19 protein-coding genes are annotated in these 23,861 nt (G+C 44.8%); 6 read left to right on the top strand and 13 right to left on the bottom strand.

Going from position 1 to position 23,861, the window contains the following annotated elements; genetic code table 11:
• Positions 1-9: 9 nt before the first annotated feature.
• Positions 10-1,698, top strand: coding sequence for an N-acetylmuramoyl-L-alanine amidase (locus QM454_RS09910; protein WP_432357379.1), 1,689 nt, complete (start codon positions 10-12; stop codon positions 1,696-1,698).
• A gap of 193 nt (positions 1,699-1,891) precedes the next feature.
• A complete protein-coding gene (locus QM454_RS09905; protein ID WP_432357378.1) occupies positions 1,892-4,057 on the top strand; it encodes a 5'-nucleotidase C-terminal domain-containing protein in 2,166 nt (721 codons plus the stop codon).
• 45 nt (positions 4,058-4,102) lie between these two features.
• Here the strand turns inward: QM454_RS09905 and QM454_RS09900 are convergent, their stop codons facing one another.
• The 6 genes from QM454_RS09900 to QM454_RS09875 form a co-directional block, all read right to left on the bottom strand.
• The gene (locus QM454_RS09900) at positions 4,103-5,182 is read right to left on the bottom strand and encodes a CapA family protein (protein ID WP_432357376.1); all 1,080 of its coding nucleotides are present in this window, start codon (positions 5,180-5,182) and stop codon (positions 4,103-4,105) included.
• Between the two features lie 113 nt (positions 5,183-5,295).
• Positions 5,296-5,478 carry a hypothetical protein gene (locus QM454_RS09895; protein WP_432357375.1) on the bottom strand — a complete coding sequence of 61 codons (183 nt, stop codon included), beginning with the start codon at positions 5,476-5,478 and terminating at the stop codon, positions 5,296-5,298.
• Positions 5,479-5,650: 172 nt separating this feature from the next.
• Positions 5,651-7,042 (bottom strand): ABC transporter substrate-binding protein, encoded by a 1,392-nt coding sequence (locus QM454_RS09890; RefSeq protein WP_432357373.1) that lies wholly within the window; start codon positions 7,040-7,042, stop codon positions 5,651-5,653.
• A gap of 34 nt (positions 7,043-7,076) precedes the next feature.
• Positions 7,077-7,889, bottom strand: a complete 813-nt coding sequence (locus QM454_RS09885) for a carbohydrate ABC transporter permease (RefSeq protein WP_432363948.1) — start codon at positions 7,887-7,889, stop codon at positions 7,077-7,079.
• A 2-nt stretch (positions 7,890-7,891) separates the two neighbouring features.
• Positions 7,892-8,788: a carbohydrate ABC transporter permease gene (locus QM454_RS09880; protein WP_432357372.1), complete on the bottom strand. Its 897-nt coding sequence runs from the start codon at positions 8,786-8,788 to the stop codon at positions 7,892-7,894.
• Positions 8,785-9,918, bottom strand: a complete 1,134-nt coding sequence (locus QM454_RS09875; protein ID WP_432357370.1) for an ABC transporter ATP-binding protein — start codon at positions 9,916-9,918, stop codon at positions 8,785-8,787. The genes QM454_RS09880 and QM454_RS09875 overlap by 4 nt, the downstream gene beginning before the upstream one ends.
• A gap of 143 nt (positions 9,919-10,061) precedes the next feature.
• Between QM454_RS09875 and QM454_RS09870 the strand changes: the two genes are divergently transcribed.
• A complete protein-coding gene (locus QM454_RS09870) occupies positions 10,062-10,928 on the top strand; it encodes a glycerophosphodiester phosphodiesterase family protein (protein ID WP_432357368.1) in 867 nt (288 codons plus the stop codon).
• 42 nt (positions 10,929-10,970) lie between these two features.
• Here QM454_RS09870 and QM454_RS09865 read toward each other — a convergent pair whose 3' ends face one another.
• The 3 genes from QM454_RS09865 to aceA all read right to left on the bottom strand — a co-directional run bounded on the left by QM454_RS09865 (position 10,971) and on the right by aceA (position 15,351).
• Entirely contained in the window at positions 10,971-12,137 is a 1,167-nt protein-coding gene (locus QM454_RS09865) for a pyridoxal-phosphate-dependent aminotransferase family protein (RefSeq protein WP_432357367.1), read from the bottom strand.
• Positions 12,138-12,418: 281 nt separating this feature from the next.
• Positions 12,419-13,975, bottom strand: a complete 1,557-nt coding sequence (gene aceB / locus QM454_RS09860) for a malate synthase A (RefSeq protein WP_432357365.1) — start codon at positions 13,973-13,975, stop codon at positions 12,419-12,421.
• Positions 13,976-14,061: 86 nt separating this feature from the next.
• Positions 14,062-15,351, bottom strand: a complete 1,290-nt coding sequence (gene aceA / locus QM454_RS09855) for an isocitrate lyase (RefSeq protein WP_432363946.1) — start codon at positions 15,349-15,351, stop codon at positions 14,062-14,064.
• Between the two features lie 187 nt (positions 15,352-15,538).
• Here aceA and QM454_RS09850 point away from each other — a divergent pair, with 187 nt between their 5' ends.
• Both QM454_RS09850 and QM454_RS09845 read left to right on the top strand, forming a co-directional pair.
• Positions 15,539-16,006 (top strand): LytTR family DNA-binding domain-containing protein, encoded by a 468-nt coding sequence (locus QM454_RS09850; RefSeq protein ID WP_432357363.1) that lies wholly within the window; start codon positions 15,539-15,541, stop codon positions 16,004-16,006.
• A gap of 29 nt (positions 16,007-16,035) precedes the next feature.
• A complete protein-coding gene (locus QM454_RS09845) occupies positions 16,036-16,272 on the top strand; it encodes a hypothetical protein (protein ID WP_432357361.1) in 237 nt (78 codons plus the stop codon).
• Positions 16,273-16,427: 155 nt separating this feature from the next.
• Here QM454_RS09845 and QM454_RS09840 read toward each other — a convergent pair whose 3' ends face one another.
• Positions 16,428-17,606, bottom strand: coding sequence for an IS256 family transposase (locus tag QM454_RS09840; protein WP_432357191.1), 1,179 nt, complete (start codon positions 17,604-17,606; stop codon positions 16,428-16,430).
• A gap of 16 nt (positions 17,607-17,622) precedes the next feature.
• Between QM454_RS09840 and QM454_RS09835 the strand changes: the two genes are divergently transcribed.
• Positions 17,623-18,423 (top strand): hypothetical protein, encoded by an 801-nt coding sequence (locus QM454_RS09835; protein ID WP_432357359.1) that lies wholly within the window; start codon positions 17,623-17,625, stop codon positions 18,421-18,423.
• A gap of 73 nt (positions 18,424-18,496) precedes the next feature.
• Here the strand turns inward: QM454_RS09835 and QM454_RS09830 are convergent, their stop codons facing one another.
• The 3 genes from QM454_RS09830 to QM454_RS09820 all read right to left on the bottom strand — a co-directional run bounded on the left by QM454_RS09830 (position 18,497) and on the right by QM454_RS09820 (position 23,662).
• Entirely contained in the window at positions 18,497-19,642 is a 1,146-nt protein-coding gene (locus QM454_RS09830; RefSeq protein ID WP_432357357.1) for a polysaccharide pyruvyl transferase family protein, read from the bottom strand.
• A gap of 102 nt (positions 19,643-19,744) precedes the next feature.
• Entirely contained in the window at positions 19,745-21,973 is a 2,229-nt protein-coding gene (locus QM454_RS09825; RefSeq protein ID WP_432363945.1) for an S-layer homology domain-containing protein, read from the bottom strand.
• A 225-nt stretch (positions 21,974-22,198) separates the two neighbouring features.
• Positions 22,199-23,662 (bottom strand): O-antigen ligase family protein, encoded by a 1,464-nt coding sequence (locus QM454_RS09820; protein WP_432357355.1) that lies wholly within the window; start codon positions 23,660-23,662, stop codon positions 22,199-22,201.
• Between the last annotated feature and the right edge of the window lie 199 nt (positions 23,663-23,861).

Raw genomic sequence — 23,861 nt, 5'->3', positions numbered from 1 at the left:
GAGGACACCATGAAAACGTTTAAATGGGCATCTATCGTTTTACTGTTTTTCGCTCTTGTTTCCATAGTTCCTGGACATTCATCGGCGCAGTTTACATTCTCAGATATTTCTCCTGACAGGGAATACTTTGAAGAAGTACATTACATAGCAGATTTAGGTATCGTCAATCAAGTCGAAAAGTTCAATCCAAGTAACAATTTGACACGGGCACAAGCGGCAAAAATGCTCGTCATCGCGTCTGGAAAAAAGGACATGCCTACACCATCTGTTCAGTTCAAAGATTTAAAACCTGGTACGGAGCAATACGACTTTGCGAGCCGTGCGGTTGAACTCGGCTATTTCAAGAAAAAAGCGGATGGCAGTTTCGGTCCGAATGAAAAATTAAAGCGGGATGAAATGGGTTATGCCCTTTCCGTCGCTTTCAATCTTCATCAAACTGTTACAGTCGACCGTCCACTAATGCTTACTGACATTAAGATGGATCACCCGTACGCGGAACAAATTAACGGCCTCTATTACGGCGGTGTATCGCAAGGTGATACAGGTAAATTCTTACCAAATAATTATTTAACACGTTCACAATTCGCATTATTCGTTGCGCGTGCATTAAACAACGACTATAAGTTGTCTGTAAAACTACCAGAGTTTACTTCGAAAACGTATTTTGCGAAAGTAGCAACCGGTGGAGATAACTTGAACGTTCGTACACACCCTGCGGTGACGGGTGATGTTGTCAATCGCTTGAAAGACGGTGAAATCGTCGAGGTTATCGGACAGACAGGTGATTGGCTACTCGTCCTCGTTAACGGTACGAATGGGTATATTCATAGCCAATACACCGTTGAAGCCGGTATACACACACCAACCGACGATGAAGCAAACGATGAGCCTGAAGTGACTGAACCTGAAGATGAGTGGGACAACCCTACACTAACCGACGGACTGATCGGCAAAGTTACTGCCAATATTTTGAACGTAAGAGAATTACCTGATGGAACATCTGCAACCATTGGAAAACTTTCAGCAGGTCAAAAGGTCGCTATCGAATCCATGGACGGCAACTGGGCCAAAATCAACTTCCAAAGCGGTCCAGGCTACGTACATAAAAATTATTTGAAGCTCATTAACGCAACAGGCAACCCACTGAAGGACCGAATTATCGTCATTGATGCTGGTCATGGTGGGAAAGATCCTGGAGCTACTCGAAATAATTTAAATGAAAAAGACGTTGTATTGAGAGTTGCTAAACTTGTAGAAAGCAAGCTCAAAGAAGCAGGTGCAAAAGTATTGCTGACACGCTCCAATGATACGTATCTAACATTGGAAGAGCGAACGGAATTTGCGAAGAAGCATTATGCCGAGACATTCGTCTCCATTCATGTAAATGCAGCTACATCCACTTCAGCAAAAGGATCAGAAGTGTTCTATGACTCTTCCACAAATCCGAATGCATCTGAAAGCAGGTTGCTTGCAAGCAAGATCCAATCCAATTTGGTGAAAGACGCTAATATGGTCGACCGTGGAGTTAAGGACCAACGTTTTTATGTTATACGAAATAACAATGTAGCCGCTGTTCTCATCGAACTTGGTTTCATTTCAAATCCTGATGATTTCAATAAATTATCGAGTGAACAATATATGGAGCTTTACGCTGAAGCAATTTATCAAGGGCTTGTACAATACTACGCAGAACAATAAAAAATTATGCCGGAAAGAAGTGATTTCGCTTCTTTCCGGTTTTTTCTATGAATCTATAAATTTACGGAAAATTCATTTGTTCTTTAATTGTGTTAATGATACACTTTACTAGAATACGTTTTCATCATTATTCCAGTTTTGTAAATTGCACTGGATTAGTGATAAATAATAATTCATAAAAGGAAGGTGCACTATGTCAAAGAAGTATTTTAAAGGCTTTGCCGCGTCAATGTTACTGTTCAGTATGGCAGGAATTACTCCTGCTGCCGTTTCTGCAGAAACTGCGTCAAAAGATTTTTCAATGACTGTGTTCCACACGAATGACACGCATGCGCATTTGGAGAACATCCCCTACTTCGCCGCACTATTGAAAGCGAAGCGAGCCGATGCGCCACACAACGTTCTATTGAATGCGGGTGACGTATTCTCCGGAACGCTTTATTTTAATGAATTCCAAGGACAAGCAGACCTTGATTTCATGAACTATTTAGGTTATGACGCGATGACATTCGGCAACCATGAGTTTGACCTCGGCAGTTCCGAAGATGGCCATAAAGCACTTGCCGACTTCGTCAAAGGAGCAAAATTCCCATTCGTTGCAGCGAACGTCGACTTCTCAGGCGACAGCCACTTTGATGGTTTACAAACGAGGGAAGTGACTGCCAAGCCTGAAAACGGAAAGATCTTCAATGGAATTGTAAAAGAAGTAAATGGTGAAAAGATTGGTATTTTTGGGTTGACGACCGAAGAAACTGTTGCAATTTCCAGCCCTGGAGAAATAGAATTTACGAACTACATCGTTGAAGCGAAGGCTGCAGTGGCCGCATTTGAAGAAATGGGCATTAATAAAATTATCGCAGTAACTCATATCGGTTTTGACGACAATGCGGCTGTCGATAACGATCAGGAATTAGCAAAAAATGTACCTGGTATCGATATTATCGTCGGTGGCCATACGCACTCTAAGTTGGATGAACCTTATGTGCATGAAGGCAAAGCTGGCCCAGTCGTCATTGTACAAGCACACCAATATCACAATTCCCTCGGCCAATTAGACATCACATTCGACAAGGATGGAGTAATTAAAGAATATAAAGGCGTACTCCATGCTGTTGACACAAAAGAAGGAGAAAAAGACGCTGAAGCTGAAGAAATGCTAAAGCCTTACTCTGAAAAAGTTAAAAATACGATGACATCTCCAACTGGCGGCGTAGCTGAAGTCTTCCTAAGCGGACTGCGTAATTTAGGTGGTGTCCGAGCTGGAGAAACGAACCTAGGAAATATCATTACAGACGGAATGCTGAAAAAAGCGAAAGAAATCGATCCTGAAGTATCAATCGCATTCCAAAATGGTGGCGGTATCCGTGCTTCTATCGACAAAGGAGAAGTGACGTACGGTGATGTCCTTACTGTCCTTCCATTCGGTAACAACCTCGCAATTATGGAATTGAGCGGGGCTGAGCTATTCGAAACATTTGAGCATTCTGTAAAAGAATATCCGAAAGAAAGCGGCGGTTTCCTTCATGTAGCTGGTATGCAAGTCGTCTTTGACGGTACGGCAGAGCCAGGTAAACGAATTGTTTCATTGAAAATTAACGGTGAAGAAGTACAAGCGAACAACAAGTACAAAGTAGCGACAAACGTTTTCACCGCTAGAGGCGGAGATGGTTACGAAGCACTAGGAAAAGCATATGAGGAAGGTCGTGCAAGCGAACCTGGTTTCAGTGACTGGGAAAACCTTGCTGATCATGTTAAGTCGTTAGGCAAAATTACAAACGGACTTGAAGGACGCATTATCGCTACAGTCCCTTACACAGATCTGTCACTCGACAACTGGTCTTACCCGTATATATCAGATCTTTATTACCGTGACATTTTAACAAAAGGGTCCACTTTCGAGCCAGGCAAGCATATTACCCGTGCTGAAATGGTTTCATGGGTTGTTAAAGCGAACGGGCTAACAGCGGAAGGCGAAGCACCGTTCTCGGATCTTGACGGACTTTCCGACGACTTGAAAGCTGATATTGCAGCGGCTTATGAGCACGGCATCGTAAAAGGAGCCGATGGCAAGTTCAATCCAAACGATAAAGTTACACGTGCACAGTCCGCTTTAATCCTTGAGCGTGCATTTGAAAACTACACAGGTGAAAAGTATACGGCTGCTGCGAAAGCACCTTACACCGACTTCGGCAACTACGCTGAAGATACAGTGAACGCGATTTCCATGTTGCATGAGCTAGGAATTGCTTCAGGCTTTAAAGGTAAGTTTATGCCGGATCAATTTACAACTCATCAACAAGCTGCAAAAATTGTTTCAAACTATATTTACAATACGAAACAAGTGAAGAAAGCCGAATAACAGATGAAAATGCCCTCTGCACAAAACTGTGCGGAGGGCATTTTTTCATTCTGATGGTAGACCGACGTGTGCAGCGACCCATTCTTCATTATATATCGCCTTTCCACTTGCATCTTTTAGCGGCACGACAACAAATCTTCTATTCTCGTCACGGATGACAGCCGTCGGATAAAAAGTCGGGTTCCCAAGTTCTATGAAACGTTTCCCCCCCAATTCAACAGCCGATACATGCACTTTCGCAATGCCTCCAATATTCGTCGAATCGAATGCTTGCGCAGAATAAAAGTTCCCGAGTGAATAAAACACTTCTGTATTACCGATTTTCGTGTAGGGCTGCAATACATGCGGATGATGCCCGAAAATGATGTCAACGCCTTTTGACGAGAGCCACTCCGCAAGCTCTTTCTGATGATCCGAAGGCTGCAACGCATACTCATTGCCCCAATGAATAGAAACGACTGTTAGATCCGCTTCTTTTTCCATTTCAATGATTTCTGTTGCTATCTGTTCTTTATCAATTAATGAAACTAAGTAGTCTTTCCCTTTTGGAACAACAAGACCGTTCAAACCGTACGTATAAGCCAAAACACCGATTCGTACGCCTTTCACGTCAAAAATACGCTTCGTCTCATGATCATCCGCCGACTCATACGCACCTACATACGGCATTCCATATTCCTTCATATGTCCAATCGCGTTTAATAAGCCGCTTTCATTCCGATCGATCGTATGATTGTTGGCGATGGAAAGCAGGTCGACTCCGTTCGCTTTCAAATCTCGAATAATATGCTTCGGGCTGTTGAAGAGCGGATAGCCCGACAGACCAAGTTCAACTCCCCCAGGTAGTGATTCTTGATTAGCAAGTAGAAAATCGATGTCGGTCATTTTATCTTTCACAGCACTGAATGAGATGTCGTAGTTTTCATATGTATAGAGTGGAAAATGCAATAGGATGTCCCCGATCATTCCGATTGTAAAATGAGCTGATTTTTCACTTAAGTCCACTTTTGCTGGATTGATTTGAAGCATGGCAAAGTTGGCAGGACGAATCGTTTTTTCTTTATTGCTCATACAGCCGGTCAATAACATGCTGCATACAATGGATAATATAACTAATTGTTTCAAGCATCTATCCCCAGTCGTAAAGTAGTAGTCTCTTTCCTACTATACTCCAACATTGTAAAAAATGGAAGATTGAAAAACCTATGCTTCGCTGGAACGAATCATAGGTCTCATTATTATTGTTCCCATTTATAATCCGTCGGCTTTTCTCTACATTCGGTCGAATTCTGGAACTGCGCCATTTGCTTTTCCGCCTCTTGTTCAGGCTCTAAGTCAGGGAATTGCTTGGCATTCGGCATTCCAGTGAATGCTTCGCCATTTTCATCATTTGGCTTTGTTTGAAAACGGTTGTCCTTCATAATGAACAGCTCCTCCACTTTCATGTCTTACCATTACGTTACCCACAATCCTGTCTTTTAACCTGATTGGACAATTGTAGGTAGCAGGATTTAATGTTTACTTGGACTCGCGGTGGATGAAAATAAAAAAAGCCGTCCAGTAATCGACATGCGATTACCGGAAGGCCTATATTCATTGTTTCGTCTTATTCGCAATTTCCATCGCACGATTCGTTCCTTCTGCAGCCTTATCTAGAACTTCTTGCGGATCTTTCCCTTGGTATAGTTCTTCTAACGCCGTTACGATCTGTTGTCTTGATTCAGGGAAGACGGAAATGAGCGCTCCTTGTGTTGCGAGTCCTGGAATCGTATCTTGAAGCTGATCGACTGTCACTTTAAATTGCGGGAATTCCGCCCATTTTTCTTTAACGCTTTGCTCCTCATACGCAGCAGGGTTAATGGCGAAATAGCCTGTGTCGAGATGCCATTTTGCTTGGACTTCAGGTGTCGTCATGTATTTCATGAACTCCCAAGCCGCTTCTTGCTCTTCTTCTGCGATTCCTTTTGACATCCATAACGACGCACCGCCGATAACGACGCCATTCCGCTGGACTTCATCCGCATGCGGAATATAGGCGACACCGACTTCGAATGGAGCGTTCTTAATAGCTCCCGCTACACCAGCAGAGGAGTCCATATACATAGCCACTTTACCTGTAGCAAATGCGGAACGAATGTCATCCCATTTTGTTCCGAAGTTCCCGAAAGTACCCGCTTTGTTCATCGTATCGAGGAAACGGAAGACGTTCAGCCCTTCAGGCCCGTTGAATAAAGCTTCCGTAGCGTCTCCTGATCTGCCGTTATCTTCATTCACATACAAGCCGCCTTGTGTTGCGACTAGCTGCTCGAAGAACCAGCCGTACGTCAGCATAGAAAATCCATACATCTCATCCGTCTTCAACTTCGCCGCAGCGTCGATCACTTCAGAGAACGTTTCAGGTGCCTTTTCCGGATCGAGTCCGGCAGCTTTGAAAGCGTCCTTATTATAAATCATTACCGGCGTGGACGAGTTGAATGGCATTGAATAAAGCTGACCATCGACCCGGTAGTAGTTCAGCATATTCCCCTCTAGCTTAGAAAGGTCATAATTGTCTTTGTCGATAAACTTCTGCACTGGCTCGATATAGCCACTGTCAATCATATATTTCGTTCCGACTTCAAATACTTGTGTAATGGCAGGAGCATCTTTCGTTCCGCCGACACCGCGCAGTTTTGTCAATGATTCCTCATAAGACCCTTGGAATTCCGCCTTCACTTCGTATTTGTCCTGAGATTCATTAAATCCTTTAACGAGTGCATCGATTGACTCCTGTCCGGTACCTGACATTGAATGCCAAAATTCAATGGAAATTTTCTCACCAGTTGCAGCGTCATCTTCTTTCTTTCCTTCCGTCCCGGAAGATGTTTCATTTGGAGTCGTTGAAGTATTCGTTTCCTTACTACTCTCACTGTTCGTACATGCTGTCAAAATAGCAACAGCCAAAATGAGCATCCAAAACAAAGATGAAGTAATTATTTTCTTCAATTTTTAAGCACCCCTTATTAATTAGTCGAAACAATCATTTCAATGCGCCTTGGGATAAGCCTTTTTGCAGCTGCTTTTGTCCGATGAACAGCAAAAGCAGCGTCGGTATAATAACTACGATGACTCCTGCCATGACCACCCCCCATTCGGTTGCAATTTCTTGGGACTGCAGCTGCTTCAAACCAATCTGAACTGTCCGCACAGATTTGTTCGTCGTAATGAGCAACGGCCATAAATACATATTCCAAGTCGTTAGGAAGCCATAGGCGCCTAATGTGACGAGACTTGTTTTAGAAACCGGCAGGACGACCTTCCAGAAAAAGCGAAATCGGCTCAAACCTGCAATTTGGGATGCTTCGTGCAATTCCTTCGGGATCGTAAGGAAATGCTGTCGAAGAAGAAATGTGCCGAATGCAAGCGCGAAAAATGGCAATGTGAGCCCTTGGTACGTATTAATCCAATCGAGCTTGCGGATTGTGAATACGTTCGGGATCATCGTCGCTTCCCAAGGAATCATCATTGTCGAAATGAACAAGAAGAAAATGAAGTCCCTCCCTTTAAATTTAAAAAAGACGAAAGCATAGGCAGCCAAACTGCAGACGATAAGTTGGCCAAGCATGACGCTTACCGAGACGATGAAACTGTTCAACAAATAGTTAAGCAAAGGAGTCCGACTAAACACTTTAATATAGTTTTCAATACTAATTGACTCCGGAATAAACTTTCCTTGCATAATTTCCGGCCCCGTCATGAATGAAATGAGAAATGCGTACAATACCGGAAAGAAAACGAATACCGACGTAACGGTTAATAAGAAATAAATCCATATTTTTTGAGGAAGCCCCATGCTCATTGGTAATGCACCTTCCTTTCAGCCAATTTAAATTGGAGGATTGTGACGACCAATATAATGAGGAATAAAATGATCGCTTGCGCACTAGCGGTTCCGAATTGATAGTTAATGAACGCTTCCCGGTAAATTGAGTAGACGATTAAGTTCGTTGACTGGGAAGGCCCGCCTGACGTCAAAATATCGATTTGGCCGAACGACTGGAACGCATTGATGAGGGAAATCGTGATGATGAAAAACAGCGTAGGCGACAGCATCGGCAACGTGATGCGTCTCAATCGATAGAAATAGCCCGCCCCGTCGATTCTCGAACTCTCGTAAAGATGCTCATCGATATTTTGCAATCCACCTAATAAAATGAGAAATGAAAAACCGATATTCATCCATATAGTAGAAACTGATACGGATAACAATGCCCATTGTGGATCTAGTAGCCATTGAATTTGCGGGAATTTGAAGACGGTCAACAACCGGTTGAGCATCCCGATGCTCGGGTTGAACATGAATAGCCAAATGACGGATGATGCTGCGACCGAGATGCCCATCGTCGATGAATACATCGTTCGGAAAAAGCCGATGCCTTTCAGTTTTTCATTCGCGAGCAATGCGAAAAACAGCGCGAGAATAACTGTAATTGGAACGGTATACAATACGAAAAGTCCCGTCGCTTTCATACTATTTTGGAATTCGGATGAACCGAGCAAGTATTGGAAGTTTTCGAATCCGACGTTGATAGCCGCTTTGCCCGTTTGATCTGTTAAATAAAAGCTTAAATAAATCGTCCGGAACATCGGATAAAAGACGAAAACGGAAAATAGAATAATAGAAGGCAATAAATAAAGGGCAGCCGTCCTTCCGTCTACTGACTTTCTCCATAGATTTGCAATCCGGGTCATGTCGACACCTCTTGCTTCTTGACGTAATTACCTTTGTCGACTGTCCGTTTCATTAGCTCGCCGCTTTGTTCATCAAAGATAGATAACGAATCGAATTCTATTCGGATAGGCAGACGATCGCCGATATCGATATGCCATTGGCCGCTCCATTTGGCCATCCATTCCGCCTCGCCCAGTTTGAATGAAAAGACGGTTTCATTCCCGAGAATTTCGACATTCGTCACTTCCACGTGGAAAATGTCTTTATTCTTTGTTGTCTCAGTTGTCGGATAAAGGTTTTCTGGCCGCACCCCGACTGTCATTGATGTTCTTGGGAGCTTTCCGATTTCATCATTTGGTACGGACAATCGCAATTCATTGCCAATAACGAGCTCCGAATTCGCGACGTCCAATTCTGCTTTCGCCAAATTCATCGGTGGCGATCCGATGAACGTCGCGACGAACGGATTCGCAGGATAATTGTAAATATCGATTGGCTTGCCGATTTGTTGAATTTTCCCTTCATGGAGAATCATTATTCGATCGCCCATCGTCATCGCTTCCACTTGGTCATGAGTGACGTAAATCATCGTAATGCCGAGACTTCTTTGAATCCTTCTAATTTCAGAGCGCATATGGGCACGTAGTTTGGCGTCCAAATTGGAGAGAGGTTCATCCATTAAGCAAATCGGTGTTTCACTGACAATTGCTCTCGCGAGAGCGACCCGTTGACGTTGCCCGCCAGAAAGCTCACGCGGCTTGCGATCGAGATAATCCGTTAAACCGAGCATTTCCGCTACTTCGTTCGCCTTTTTCCGTTGCTCGCCCTTCTTCATCTTTTTCACATCAAGTCCAAACGTAATATTTTGCTGAACTGACAAATGTGGATACAATGCATAGTTTTGAAAGACCATGGAAAGGTCGCGTTTATCTGGGGAGAGATGATTAGCGACCTTATCCCCGATTTTTAATGTGCCTTCGGTAATTTCTTCAAGACCCGCAATCATTCTTAGCATCGTGCTTTTTCCGCATCCTGAAGGACCGACAAGAACAAAAAACTCGCCGGGCTCAATTGTTACGTTTATATTGGATATAACGTCAACTTGCTTATCGTATGATTTAGAGACGTCAATCAGTTCAACTCTTTTCATTCATATCAAGTTCCTTTCTGCTCGATACTTTTTAAGTAATGTAAAAATATTACCAACACACTCATACTTCGATAAAAGATGTCATGATTCCTTCCTTTTTTCTAAATCTTTACAATTAATTTACGTTAAAGGAGGATATAGTTTTGAGAAAAGGGATTCTTCTTAGCCTTATTACCTTTCTATCGGCATGTTCAACTACATCAGTTGAGGCATCTTTGCCGGATGATAGATTTTTAATTATCGCGCATCGCGGTGCTTCCGCCTATGCGCCGGAGCATTCTTTTCTGTCGTATGCTTTAGCAGTGCAGATGAAGGCGGATTATATCGAATTAGATGTACATATGACGAAAGATGGGGAACTCGTTTCTACGCACGATGCTTTCGTTTATTTGCCGGATGGCAGAAAAAGAATCGCAGAAGTCGATTTCCAGGAGTTGAAAAATGTTCATCGTAACTCTGTTTATGACGGGAAACTCCCGGTTTCATTACCCGAAGGTATCGATCCATTACGCATCGTCAGTACGGAAGAGATTTTTTCGTATTTCAAACATGATGTCAATTACTATATTGAATTGAAGACACCTGCCTCTTATCCTGGTGTCGAGGATGCCTTGCTCAGGCAGCTACGGGAGTTCGGGCTGTTATCGGAAATAGATGCAGATATGCCGAAAGTAATTTTGCAATCATTCAATGCTAAATCTTTAAAGAAAATCCATGAGCAGGAGCCGACGATTCCACTTATTCAACTGTATTCCGCAAAAAATGAAACGATGCTAACGAAAAAACGATTGCGGAAAGTTGCGGAGTACGCGTCCGGAATCGGAGTCGATAAAACAATCGTGACGGAGGAGTTAGTAGAACTTGCGCATGCGGAGAATTTGCATGTCCATCCATTTACGGTAAATGAAGAAAAGGAAATCCGGAGAATGATCGAAATCGGCGCAGATGGAATTTTTACGGATGTACCAGATATCGCGGTTAAAATATTGAAGGATGTGCGAGGAGATTAGAAAACCACCCTATTCCTAACAGAGAATAGGGTGGTGTTGTATTTATACGAGTGTTGCCGTTTCTTCCTTGAAACGGTTAACCGCTTGCTCGACGTTTGCGTCATGACCGACTTCATTCAACGCTTTGCCAATCTTTTCGATTGCGGAAATGAGCATTTGTTCCGTCGTATTGCCCATATGCCCGATACGGAATGCAGTGCCAGCTAAATGTGCTAATGCGCCTGCGACGATAAGTCCTTCTTTCGCCAACGCAGCTCGGAATTCCGCGTCATTTACGCCTTCAGGATATTGGATACAGCTTAATGTCGATGCAGCAACTGCCTCTTCCGCTAACGGCTTCATGCCGTATTCACGAAGTGCAGCGCGCACGCCGCGTCCAAATGCTGTATGCCTTGCATATCGTTTGTCCAAACCTTCCTCTAGGACGAGCTTCATCGCTTCGTCATATGCATAAATTAAGTTTACTGGAGGCGTTGCAAAGTATTTGGACGGATCATTCATAATCGGAATCCAGTTTTCAATATCGCAATAATAAGCCGGAATACGACCAAGCTGTTTACGTGCTTCTAATGCGGATTGGTTAAACGCAACGATCGCAAGTCCCGGTGGAACGCCGATCGCCTTTTGGGAACCAGTCAACACGATATCAATCGTATAGCCCGTACCGCCATACTCCTTGCTCATATCCTCTTCCATTGCAGCAGTTGCGCAAACTCCGTCCAAAATGACGAGTGCGCCGTGCTTTTTCACAATCGGAACGAGCTTATCCAAGTCGGCTGCTACACCTGTAGACGTATCCGCATGCGTAATTGTCACCGCCTTGTATGTACGCTCCGATAGTTGGCGCTCCACTTCTTCAGGCGCTACTTGCTTGCCCCATTCAGCTTGGAGGACATCGATTTCAATTCCGAATGCCTTCCCGAGTTGAATGAAACGATCCCCGAAATAGCCGTGGCTAATGACTAATAGCCGTTCTCCGGCACCGACCGTATTGACGAGTGCCATTTCCATGCCAATCGTTCCGGATCCAGCGATCACAAATACTTCCCCATCTGTTTTCAACATTTCGCGTGTCCGCTCGATGGAACGCTTGTAAATCTCGACAAATCGAGGATCTGTATGCCCTCTCGTCTCACTTGCCATTGCGTCATAGATTGAGTCAATGACAGGTGTCGGTCCAGGAATTAGTAGCATCTCTTCATTTCGCACAACAACATCCCCTTTTACGTTATAATTTCACTTCTATTATACATGATTCTCTATAGAGGAGAGGAAACCCTTTTATTCTACATGAAAATGAAAAGCCCGTTCTCCTATTAACAGGAAAACCGGGCCGTTATCTTTACTCAGTATGCTTACCGATGCAGCGTTCGCATTCATAGAGTAGGGATTCAACTTTCTCGACGATCTCACAGCCGCATTGTTGGCAAAACTTTTTCGTGTTATTTTTCACCTGTGTACAATTCAACATTATGAACCTCCTCCTTTTACTATGATAATTTTCTATACCCAGGGAGTGTTAGAAATTCCTCGAACTCTTCTTGAATTGTCAAATCGATAAACAGCTTCGCAGCGTCCTTCATTGTGCCGTAACGAAACTCCCTTTCTCCGACGAGCTCGTTCAATTTCTTCATTTCCTCATTAAATATGTCCATAAACAAATCAATTGTAATGTCCCTTCCGTCATCCAGCTTGCCTTCACGGTGTCGGATCCATTGCCACACTTGAGAGCGTGAAATTTCAGCAGTAGCCGCATCTTCCATTAAATGATTGATTGGCACGGCTCCACTCCCTTTCAACCACGCAGCAATATATTGGACGCCGACGCTACAATTCGTCCGCAATCCTTCCTCGGTTATCGTCCCGATTGGCACTTCCAGTAAATCGGCTGCGGTTACTCGCACATCTTCCCGCTTCCGATGGACTTGGTTCGGCGTTTCCATATGTGCATTGAATTCATCCATCGCAATTGCGACAAGGCCTGGGTGCGCGACCCACGTTCCGTCGTGGCCGTCCGTCACTTCTCGGCGTTTATCTTCCGCGACTTTCCGGAATGCTTCTTCATTCGCTTCGGGGTTATTGCGAATTGGAATTTGAGCGGCCATTCCACCTATCGCAAACGCGTTCCGCTTATGACACGTCTGGATGCAAAGCTGTGTATAAGCTCTCATAAAAGGCGACGTCATCGTCACTTGGCTGCGATCCGGCAAAATAACATCCGGTTGCATTCGAAGCCTTTTAATGAAACTGAAAATATAATCCCAGCGTCCGCAATTCAGTCCCGTAATATGCTCACGTAGCTCATACAATATTTCGTCCATTTCAAAGGTAGCTGGAATTGTTTCAACTAATACCGTCGCTCGAATCGTCCCCGTTGGAATGCCGAGTTTCTCCTGTGCGAAGACAAACACTTCATTCCACAACCTCGCTTCTAAATGGCTTTCAAGCTTCGGCAAGTAAAAATATGGTCCTGTCCCTCGCTCTATCAATTCCTTTGCATTATGGAAGAAATAAAGTCCAAAATCGAAAAATCCACCCGCTATCGGCTCGCCGTCAATGAGAATATGCTTTTCGTCTAAGTGGAGACCGCGTGCTCTCACCATTAGTACAGCCGTCTCTTCATTCAAAGAATAGTTCTTTCCATTGGATACCTGTTCAAACGAAATCGTCCGTCTCACAGCATCCTTCAAGTTAAGCTGGCCGTCGATCATATTCGACCACGTCGGCGAAGTTGCATCTTCGAAATCCGCCATAAATGCTTTCGCTCCGGAGTTGAGTGCATTAATAATCATTTTCCGATCGACTGGACCGGTAATCTCGACTCGACGATCTTGTAAATCCGCTGGAATCGGCGCGACAGTCCAGTCCCCATCGCGAATATGCTTCGTTTCTTCAAGGAAATCTAGTTTCTCACCGGCGTCGAATCGGCGTTGCCTCTCTTCTCTCGCTGCAAGCAACTCTTTACGCCGGCCATTGAATTTCTCATGTAAGCAATAAAGGAATTCAAGCGCTTCCGGCGTCAGAATTTCCTCTGTGCCAACCGTCATCTCGCCAATCACATTTATATTGGACCGTATTTGTTGACTAGTCAGTTGAACCATCCTTTCATGTAGTTGTCGTGTACGTCGTTTAGTTAGATGAATTGAGCCTCTTCCGTCGATCCTTTCATCGCTGTCGTTGAGGATGTACCTCCAGAAATGACTTGTGCTACTTCATCGAAATAACCTGTTCCGACTTCGCGCTGGTGGCGAGTCGCCGTGTACCCTTTCGATTCATTCGCAAATTCCGCTTCTTGCAGCTTCGAATACGCTGCCATCCCGTCAGTTTTATAGCTATGAGCCAATTCAAACATACTATGATTCAATGAATGGAAGCCTGCTAATGTGACAAACTGGAATTTATAGCCCATCTTGCCGAGCTCACGCTGGTATTTCCCGATCGTTTCATCATCCAAATTTGCTTTCCAGTTAAATGAAGGCGAGCAGTTATACGCGAGCATTTTACGTGGAAACTTCTCGTGGATGGCGTCTGCAAATCGTTTCGCTTCTTCAAGATCCGGCGTCGACGTCTCACACCAAATAAGATCGGCGTATGGCGCGTACGCAAGACCGCGGGCAATCGCCTGATCGATGCCGGCTTTCGTCCGGAAAAACCCTTCAGGTGTGCGCTCCCCTGTAATGAATTCATGATCGCGTTCATCGATGTCACTCGTAATTAAATCTGCTGCATCGGCATCTGTCCTCGCAATAATAATTGTCGGGACACCCGATACGTCAGCCGCAAGCCTTGCTGAAATTAAATTCCGAACTGCATTTTGAGTTGGAAGAAGGACTTTTCCTCCAAGATGACCACATTTCTTTTCAGAAGCAAGCTGATCTTCGAAATGGACACCCGCAGCGCCTGCTTCAATCATCGCTTTCATTAATTCGAACACGTTTAACGGACCGCCAAATCCCGCTTCGGCGTCAGCGACAATCGGAGCGAACCAATCGAATCCGTCAAGCCTGCCTTCTGCACAATCAATCTGATCTGCCCGCTGCAACGCCTGATTAATGCGTTTCACAACGTTCGGTACGCTATTCACAGGGTATAGGCTTTGATCGGGATACATCTGTCCCGCTAAATTGGCGTCCGCCGCCACTTGCCAGCCGCTTAAGTAAATTGCCTGGAGGCCTGCCTTCACTTGCTGGACGGCTTGATTGCCCGTCAGCGCGCCGAGTGCAGCGATGAAATCCTCTTCATGGAGCGATTTCCAGAGCCGCTCCGCCCCTCGTTTTGCTAATGTATGTTCAATTTGAACAGTGCCTCGTAATTTAATTACATCTTCCGCGCTATAGCCACGCTCGATTCCTGCCCAACGTTCATCCTCCTGCCAACTTCTCTCCAACTGCTCCACTTGTTCCATACGTCCATTTTGTTTCATCATTTCATTCCACCCTTTCGTTTACTAGAATAATTGTTACTTTCCTACTGTTCCACAACAGAGTGAGTTGTTATACATTAATATATAACAGAATATTAAAACTGTCTGTGCATTCCGACAAAAGGGGTATTTACGTAGATGAATGAAGAAATAGCTCGATGAAATCGAAAAGGGGAAGAGGAAATCAATGGAGATGAAAAGGTTACGAGAGGAAATCATTCAACAACTGGCCTGTTTGCAAGGTGATTGGATGCCTCTCGAAATTAATGGGGAACAAGCGGCACTCGTCGTCATCCTTCCGCGGGATGAGGAATTTGCCAAAAGCGGACCGCTTCGGTTGCTCACCGGAAGACTGGGCGATGAATGGTACCCGGTGCCGATTGAAAAGGTCACACATATTGAAAGTTTTCAAAAGAAGACATTCTTCTATACGGAAGACGGGCAATTTTGTGTGTCAAGCACGTTGAAGGAATTAGATCAGCGGCTACCCGAAATTTTCTTGCGCATTCATCGTTCCTACATTGTAAATACGGCTAGCATTTTAAGGATCTCTCGCGATTTTTCTTCAAATCTCGTTGTAACGTTAGTAGACGGCACGGAACTGCCGGTGAGCCAGTCGTATGTGAATGATGTGAAATGTATGTTAGGGTTTTGATGGGGGATTTGTGTGAGTGAGGCTGCACTTTGAGCGCGCGGGGCTGCACTTTGAGCGTGCGAGACTGCACTTTGAGCGCGCGTGACTGCACTTTGAGCGCGCGTGACTGCACTTTGAGCGCGCGTGACTGCACTTTGAGCGCGCGTGACTGCACTTTGAGCGCGCGTGACTGCACTTTGAGCGCGCGTGACTGCACTTTGAGCGCGCGTGACTGCACTTTGAGGGTACCGTCAAGAAGTATGTGTAAGTACAACGCAGACTGTTAAGCAGATTTTACTTGGAGGGGCGGACATGTTAGCCTTGGCAGGCGAGGCCAGCTAATTACTATAGCTGGTATCATGGCCTGTTCACATGTCCGCAGAGGCTCCATGTCAAATCTGCGGTCTACGTACAAGCATCCTTAAGATCAACCTATAAAGTTTTAATTAATATTACCGTTGCCATACCGATCACTAAACATCTCCATTAAGGCAGTATGAGCCGAAGCAAATTCAGAACTCATCCTTTTACCCCATTTTTCGTTGTAGTCTTGCGCGACTAAATAGACTATTTTTTCGACAGCTTTTTCACTTGGCAAACTGTTCATAGTCTTGGTGCGTTTTTTTATTTCCTTTATAGTTCTTTCGATAATATTGGTTGTATAGATTTGGCTTTGAATAACTTTGGGATAAGACATGAATGTAAGTAAAACACCAAGATCCTCTTCCCAGGATTGGACCACTTTCGGATACCCTTTCTTCCACTTTTCTCTAAAGTCTTCGAAGGACCTAAGCGCGTCTTCCTTAGTAAGTGCCCGATAAACTTTCTTCAAGTCTGTCATAATGGGCTCCTTGTCCTTCTTACGAACAGAAGAAATAACATTTCTCACTTTATGAACCACGCAGCGCTGCACATCTGCCAGTGGATAGACCTCTTTAAACGCCTGTTCCAGACCAGATAATCCATCGAAAACACCAAGCAATACTTCTTCTAACCCACGGCTTTTGAGACTGGTCAAAATGTTTTTCCAGCCTACTGCACTTTCATTTCCACCCACAAAGAAATCTACGATTTCTCTATAACCATCGTCCCTGACTCCAACAATGACATATACAACCTCGCTTGCAACGTCTTGCCGGCGGAGCTTTAGGTAGGTGCCGTCCAAATAAAGCACAGAATATCTATTGTGAAGTGAGCGTTGTTGCCATTCCAAAATATCTTCCATGACCACGTCCGTGATGTTACTGATCGTTGTAGCTGAGTAGTTGTTCCCCAGAATCCTTTCGATAAATTGTCCAACTTCCCGAGTGCTAAATCCGTTCTGGTACATCGTAATGATTGTTTCACCCAGCCACCTTTCACGCCTTTGGTAAGGGTCGAAAAGCTGGGTGCGGAAATGTCCCTCGCGATCTCTAGGGACTGCCAAGTCTTCTATACGGCCGTATCTTGTATCGAGCATGCGCGAATAATATCCATTCTTACTATTCTTAAGCTCAGGATGTTCTACTTCGAAGAAGTTTTTCATTTCCTCTTTCATAATTGTTTCAAGATTATCCTGGACAAATTGCTTGACTAACTCCTCCATTTGATTAGAAAACAGATTATCGATTATACTAGACATAGATAGTGCATCCTCCTTGGTTTTTGTAGTGATTAACCTTGAGGATGCCCTATCTTTTTTACGTTTACACAGACTATTGTACGTCACCACTTTGAGCGCGCGGGGCTGCACTTTGAGCGCGCGAGGCTGCACTTTGAGCGCGCGAGGCTGCACTTTGAGCGCGCGAGGCTGCACTTTGAGCGCGCGTGACTGCACTTTGAGCGCACGGGGCTGCACTTTGAGCGCGCGGGGCTGCACTTTGAGCGCGCGAGGCAACACTTTGAGCGCGCGAGGCTGCACTTTGAGCGCGCGTGACTGCACTTTGAGCGCGCGTGACTGCACTTTGAGCGCGCGTGACTGCACTTTGAGCGCGCGTGACTGCACTTTGAGCGCGCGAGGCTGCACTTTGAGCGCGCGAGGCTGCACTTTGAGCGCGCGTGACTGCACTTTGAGCGCACGGGGCTGCACTTTGAGCGCGCGGGGCTGCACTTTGAGCGCGCGAGGCAACACTTTGAGCGCGCGAGGCTGCACTTTGAGCGCGCGAGGCTGCACTTTGAGCGCGCGAGGCTGCACTTTGAGCGCGCGAGGCAACACTTTGAGCGCACGAGGCTGCACTTTGAGCGCGCGAGGCAACACTTTGAGCGCACGAGGCTGCACTTTGAGCGCGCGAGGCTGCACTTTGAGCGCGGGGTCCGACTCTTTGAGCGCGGAGGGCAACTCTTTGAACGTGGGGACCGACTCTTTGGACGCAGGGACCGACTCTTTGGACGCGGGGACCGACTCTTTGGACGCAGGGGACGCGAAAGCCCACTCTTTAGGCGCAGACCGCGATTATTAATCACTTGCCGAGTTTTATTACCGCCTGCTCCATATAAAAACCGCCGGATAATTGCTCATCCGGCGGTACGAGATCATTTATTCAACGCATCTGTAAATTGCACAGTACCATTCATCGCTTCGTCGTACAACTTCTTCGAAAGCTGTTCAGTTTGTTCCAATGTTCCGTGCCAGTCCGTTCTCATTTCATTGAACGCATTGAGGAAGTACTCATCGCTTTCATGAAGCTTGTCGATTGGGAATGAAAAGCGGTCCAACCCTGCCAAATTCATGAAGTCGTTCACTTTATGGTGATATGAAACACCGATAATCGGCGTTTCTGTGCACGTCGCTAAAATCAATGAGTGCAACCGAGTTCCGATAACGATATCTTGCTGTTCCGTCACTTCCATAATTTTGCTCGGCAACAAGTTTTCATCGATAATAGTCGTTTTCGCACGCTCTTCCATTAGCGCTTGAATATCCTTCGTCACATTGGCGTCCTGTGGAAACTTCGTTGCAAAGAACGTAATGTCGACATCATTTCCTGCAGCAAGCTTGTCTAGATTTTTCGCCATGCTTTCGACAAATTTTTGATAAATTTCGGGATTCCCTTCCGGCCAGTAGTCCGCGTTGTAATACGGAACGGCGGTTACACCAATTTTCGTCGGTTTATCGGATTTTGCAGCAGCGCCTTCCTCCCGCAATGAAAATGCAGGGTCGCCGATGACTTCGACTTTTTGATTGACGCCAATCGACCATAACAACTCCGCAGATTCCGGATCCCGGACGGAAATACTTTCAGCATGTTTACACATATAGCGGATGAACCATTTCCCTAATGATGTATGCAATGGACCTGCGCCACATCCGTAAATGACATACGGTGTGTTTGACTGCTTCGCCATCATCGCATACGATCCGTACAATGGCGCCTCTCGACGGTATAAATCCATCAAGATACCGCCGCCACCGATAATAAGCAGATCGAGTTTTTTAACGACTTTTTTATTTTGGCGGAATGTCTCGATGAACGTCTTGACGGCATTTCCTTTTTTATAATAAAGCGGATAGCTTTCAACCCCGTAGCGTTCGGCCGTCTGCTTCGGATTATTGCTAAAAATGGTGAGCTGAGACGAACTGATGTTGAAAGTGGACGTCACTTGTTTTACAAGGCTAAGCAGGATCGCTTCGTCCCCGTTATTATCGTTCCCGTAATTTCCTACAATTCCTATTCTCATAATCCAACTTCCTTCTACAAATAATGAGTTCATTATAACACGCCTAGCTGACAAAGAAAAAAATGCCGCGGACCGAAAATCGATCCAACGGCATTTTCAACATTAACGATTAATGCTGCGGTATAGGAATGCGCTGAATTGGGCGCGGTTCACCGGTTTATTCGGTTCGAAATTCCCTTCCTCATTTCCAGTCGTAATCTTATGGTTCGCTAGAATGTGAATTTGATTGTACGCCCAATGGTCTGCGCGTACATCCTTGAATTTCTTCTCGGATTCCCCTTTCAACTCGTAAGCTTTCACGAGAATCGCAGCCATTTGTGCACGTGTTAATTGGCCTGCAGGGTCAAATGTACCGTCCCCTTTTCCTCCGACGAGGTTCGCTTCAACAATCGCATTAATTTCCTTGAAGTATCGGTGGGTTTCCGGAACGTCACTGAACTTTTGTGTTCCTGCAACAGAAGTATCCAAGTTGAAGACGCGGCTTAAGATGACAGCGGCGTGTTCCCTCGATAACGTCTGGCCTGGATTGAATTTGCCGTCAAGGTCCCCTTTAATATAGCCGAGATGCTTTAGGAAATTGATTTCCGTGTAGTAAACATAATCGGATGGAATGTCAATGAATGCCGGCATGCCATCTGACAATTCGATTGGCAACGTCGCCGTCTTCGTTCCGAGTGTCACGTTGACAGATCCTGTGCCAGGCACTTTAGACGCCTTAAACATTCCCGATTGCGTAATCGTACCTACATTACCGCTGACGCTCCACGTCAATTGTTCTGGTGAATAAACAATCGGTTTTCCTTGCGCATCGGTAGCAATCGCTTTAAATGATACGGATGAACCTAGTTCAATCGCTGATGTACTTGGTGAAATCGTCAACTTGTCAGGCGCTTCGACAATTGTAATTGGGAATGACTGCCTTGCAGCACCGTACTGAATATTGATTCGGTCCGTGCCGGCTTCCGTAGCCGTAAATGTCATACCCGAAACGGAAGCATTCCCGTTATCGGACGAGATTACTAGCTCCGAAGCGTCTATCGGAAGCGGATTATAATACGTATCTAACACATAGTTAAGCGTCAATGGGACAGTTGCGCCAACGAGCATATCACCGACTTGTCCGCGGGAAACGCTAATATGTGCAGGATCGCTCAGTGGCGCTGTGCTAATTGCTTCAATGATCGCAGAAACTTTTCGCTGACTTGACTCTGTCGTCCGGTTTGCGAGCACGACTGTATTGCTCCCATATTTACGGATGCCCATCGTCGTTGAACCGCCGCCGTCAAAGTTAATAGCCCGGTCGTACCCTTTAGATGCTAAATAATTTGCGAACTGCGTTAACGTCATGCCGTTGCTATATCCACTTCGGTTATCTACTGTCACGAGGTCGACTTTTGTCTTATCTTTGCTAATTGCGATAGCCGTACGAGCAGTCATTGCTTTCGCTCGCCAATTGGATGTATCCATCGTAATATGCGGCTTGCCGTCCTTCAATAACATTGGTCCACTCGCCAACATGAACGAGGAGTCCATCCATTTCGAGTCTATAGATAAATTAAGAGAAACATTATCCCCTACTTTAATCCCTTTCAATCTTTCTAGCGGCTTCGATCCATTTGCTGAAATGACAAAGCCTGTTTTCGGAATCGTGACTTTCTCTTTCGATCCATAGTCCCTTACTTGCACAACTTGTCCTGTTAATTGCTGTCCATAATATGTAGACGTAATTGGCTCACCGGTATCGACGACGATTTCAATGCCGAATTCATTTGATCCAGTCGTAGATGAAATATGTTGTGGTGTAAAAACGATTGTTTCATCGGTTTGCCTTTCGCGGTTCAAGCCTGTCATCTTATAGCTTGTCCCTTGGTGCTCAATACGGATATCGAAATTGAATTCGTCAATTTCTGCGCGTCCGTCATTTAACACTCCAAAAGCAATCGGATTGCTCACATAATATTCACGTGAGCTTGAAATGACACCGCCATTAATAATTTCATTACCTTGCGAAATCAAATACATCGGCAATCCAGATTTCATGTCGAAAAATGAAGCATTGACTGCACCGACAACGCGGTTTCCTTCATATGAATCTCGATTTGCAAGTGTCGTTGTTGCTTCACGTTTAGCAATCGGTGAAGGCACACCGATATCGAGTTTCGTGTATGGGTCGTTCAAATCGACACTTACATGGTTAATATGGTTCGTGCCTAAATGTGTGTAATGCGTATACGTCACTCCGGATGAAACCGGATAACTATCTACGGTTTGCGTATTCGCCGATGCTCCGGCAGGCAGTGCCACTAAGAGTGTAGCGGCCGCCGCTGTCATCACGACTTTTTTCCCTAAACTCTTCAATGTATCTACTTTAGTAATGATAAGTCGACACCTTCCCTTCTATGAATCAATGTCAAGCTTACCAGACAATTCGACAAAATACTATAATCCATAAGAAGGAAATAGCCTATTATGTATTTTTATGTATAGTTTCCAAGTCACTAGTTTATTTATCCCAATAAAAAAACCACTCGGCGAAAAAGGCCGAGTGGATACAAATTAAATGTCTTTACTATTAAATTTCGTATACTGATTCGTCATGGAAGCGAAGACACCGAACAAGATGAAGTAGAACATCGTGTAAAGCTTCAGTTCCCAAATATTATAATAGAAGCCAGAGAATCCTGTTGCAAACCAGAGCGCAATCATGAATTTGCCTATCGGCGTTTTCCGTTCCTTCCAGAACAGGTATAGCATGCCAAGTAGGAAGGCCGCGAAAAGAACGACACCGATGATTCCTGTTTCCGTAATAATCTGGATGTATTGGTTATCCGAATAGAAAAACTTGCCTCCGTAAATATCGGAGCGGATTCCATAATGGTCGTAAATCGGTGAACCGTACGATAACGTTGCTGAGCCACCGAATGAACCGAATCCAGATCCAGCAATTGGATACGCTTTGAAGATTTCAAAGCCTTTACTAATATAGAAGAAACGTCCACTCTCAGTCATGAGCGCTAGGTTTTGTTGGTCGAACGTTTCACCGAATCGGCCAGCGATGCTGCCTGGATCATCGGCTGGCGCTTCAAGTCCAAGTGATGCGAGATATTTGACACCCCAATTTACTGGATAGTAAATCAGAATGATCGCAGCGACACCCGCGATGACGAGCCTTTTCAACAAATGCCAATTCCTCGTCGTCAAAATGAAAATTGCTCCGAGGACGAAAGCTGAAATCCACGTTCCCCGTGAATACGTCAAAATGAACACCCCGACGAAAAGCACTAAATTGATATTCAAGAACCATTTATACTTCTCGCCTTTGTATATGTGCTGCAAAAAGAGCAACGACATAATTCCGAACAGCAATAGTAGTGCCAATGAGTTCGGATTTCCAGGTAAACCGTAAATACGCACGAAGTTTGTTGCGCTTAACGTCTTATATTTCCAGACGTCCGGCAATAACAACTGCCGCATTGAAAGCTTTTCGATAAGGCCGTGGATACATGAAATCATGCTCGTCCAAACCGTCACCCATGCAAGTCTTTTCAACCAGTCGTCCGGCAAAACCATTCTTGAGATGATGTAATAAAGCAAATACATAATAACGAATGTCCGTACTTGGAAAATGACCGCTGCCGGTAAGACACCTTGAAGCAATCCACTTAACGATCCCGCAATCAGTAATGCGAAAAATGCCCATTCAAACCATTTGAATGAAAACAGCGTTTTCCAATTACGTCCGCTCGAAATAACAAGCTTGACGAATGCAATAAAAGTAATTAAATCCCCGACCAACTTTAGACCCGGGCTTACTTCCACAAGGAATGGGCGGATGCTCACATAGATAACGAGAAACAATAGGCTTTGCTGCGGTCTCAAAAATGCATAAAAGACAAAAAATAATGATGTCGCGATGAGTGCAATGGAAGATGGAAGGAAAAGCGCGACCACGATGACCGCCAATGCGACTAAGAAATAAACTGTATCTTTTTCCTTCAATTTGTTTGTAAATGTTGTCATTAACAATAAATCCCTTTCCACGAATAATTCCGAATCTATAATAGGTATGACCTTTAGACATTATAGCATCTTATAAGACGTTACGTTTACAGTTTAGTTGCATTTTCAAAAAAAATTGGTATGAACTTGTTGAAGTCTCCTCGTGCATCATCTCTCATAGAGTTAGTAGAACAATTTATTTCTAGTAAATCGTAAATTT

It is taken from the genome of Sporosarcina sp. UB5 (assembly GCF_050859005.1).
Taxonomy (GTDB): Bacteria; Bacillota; Bacilli; order Bacillales_A; family Planococcaceae; genus Sporosarcina.
Note: the sequence above shows the minus strand (reverse complement) of the source record. Positions and strands in the feature narration are given on the sequence as shown.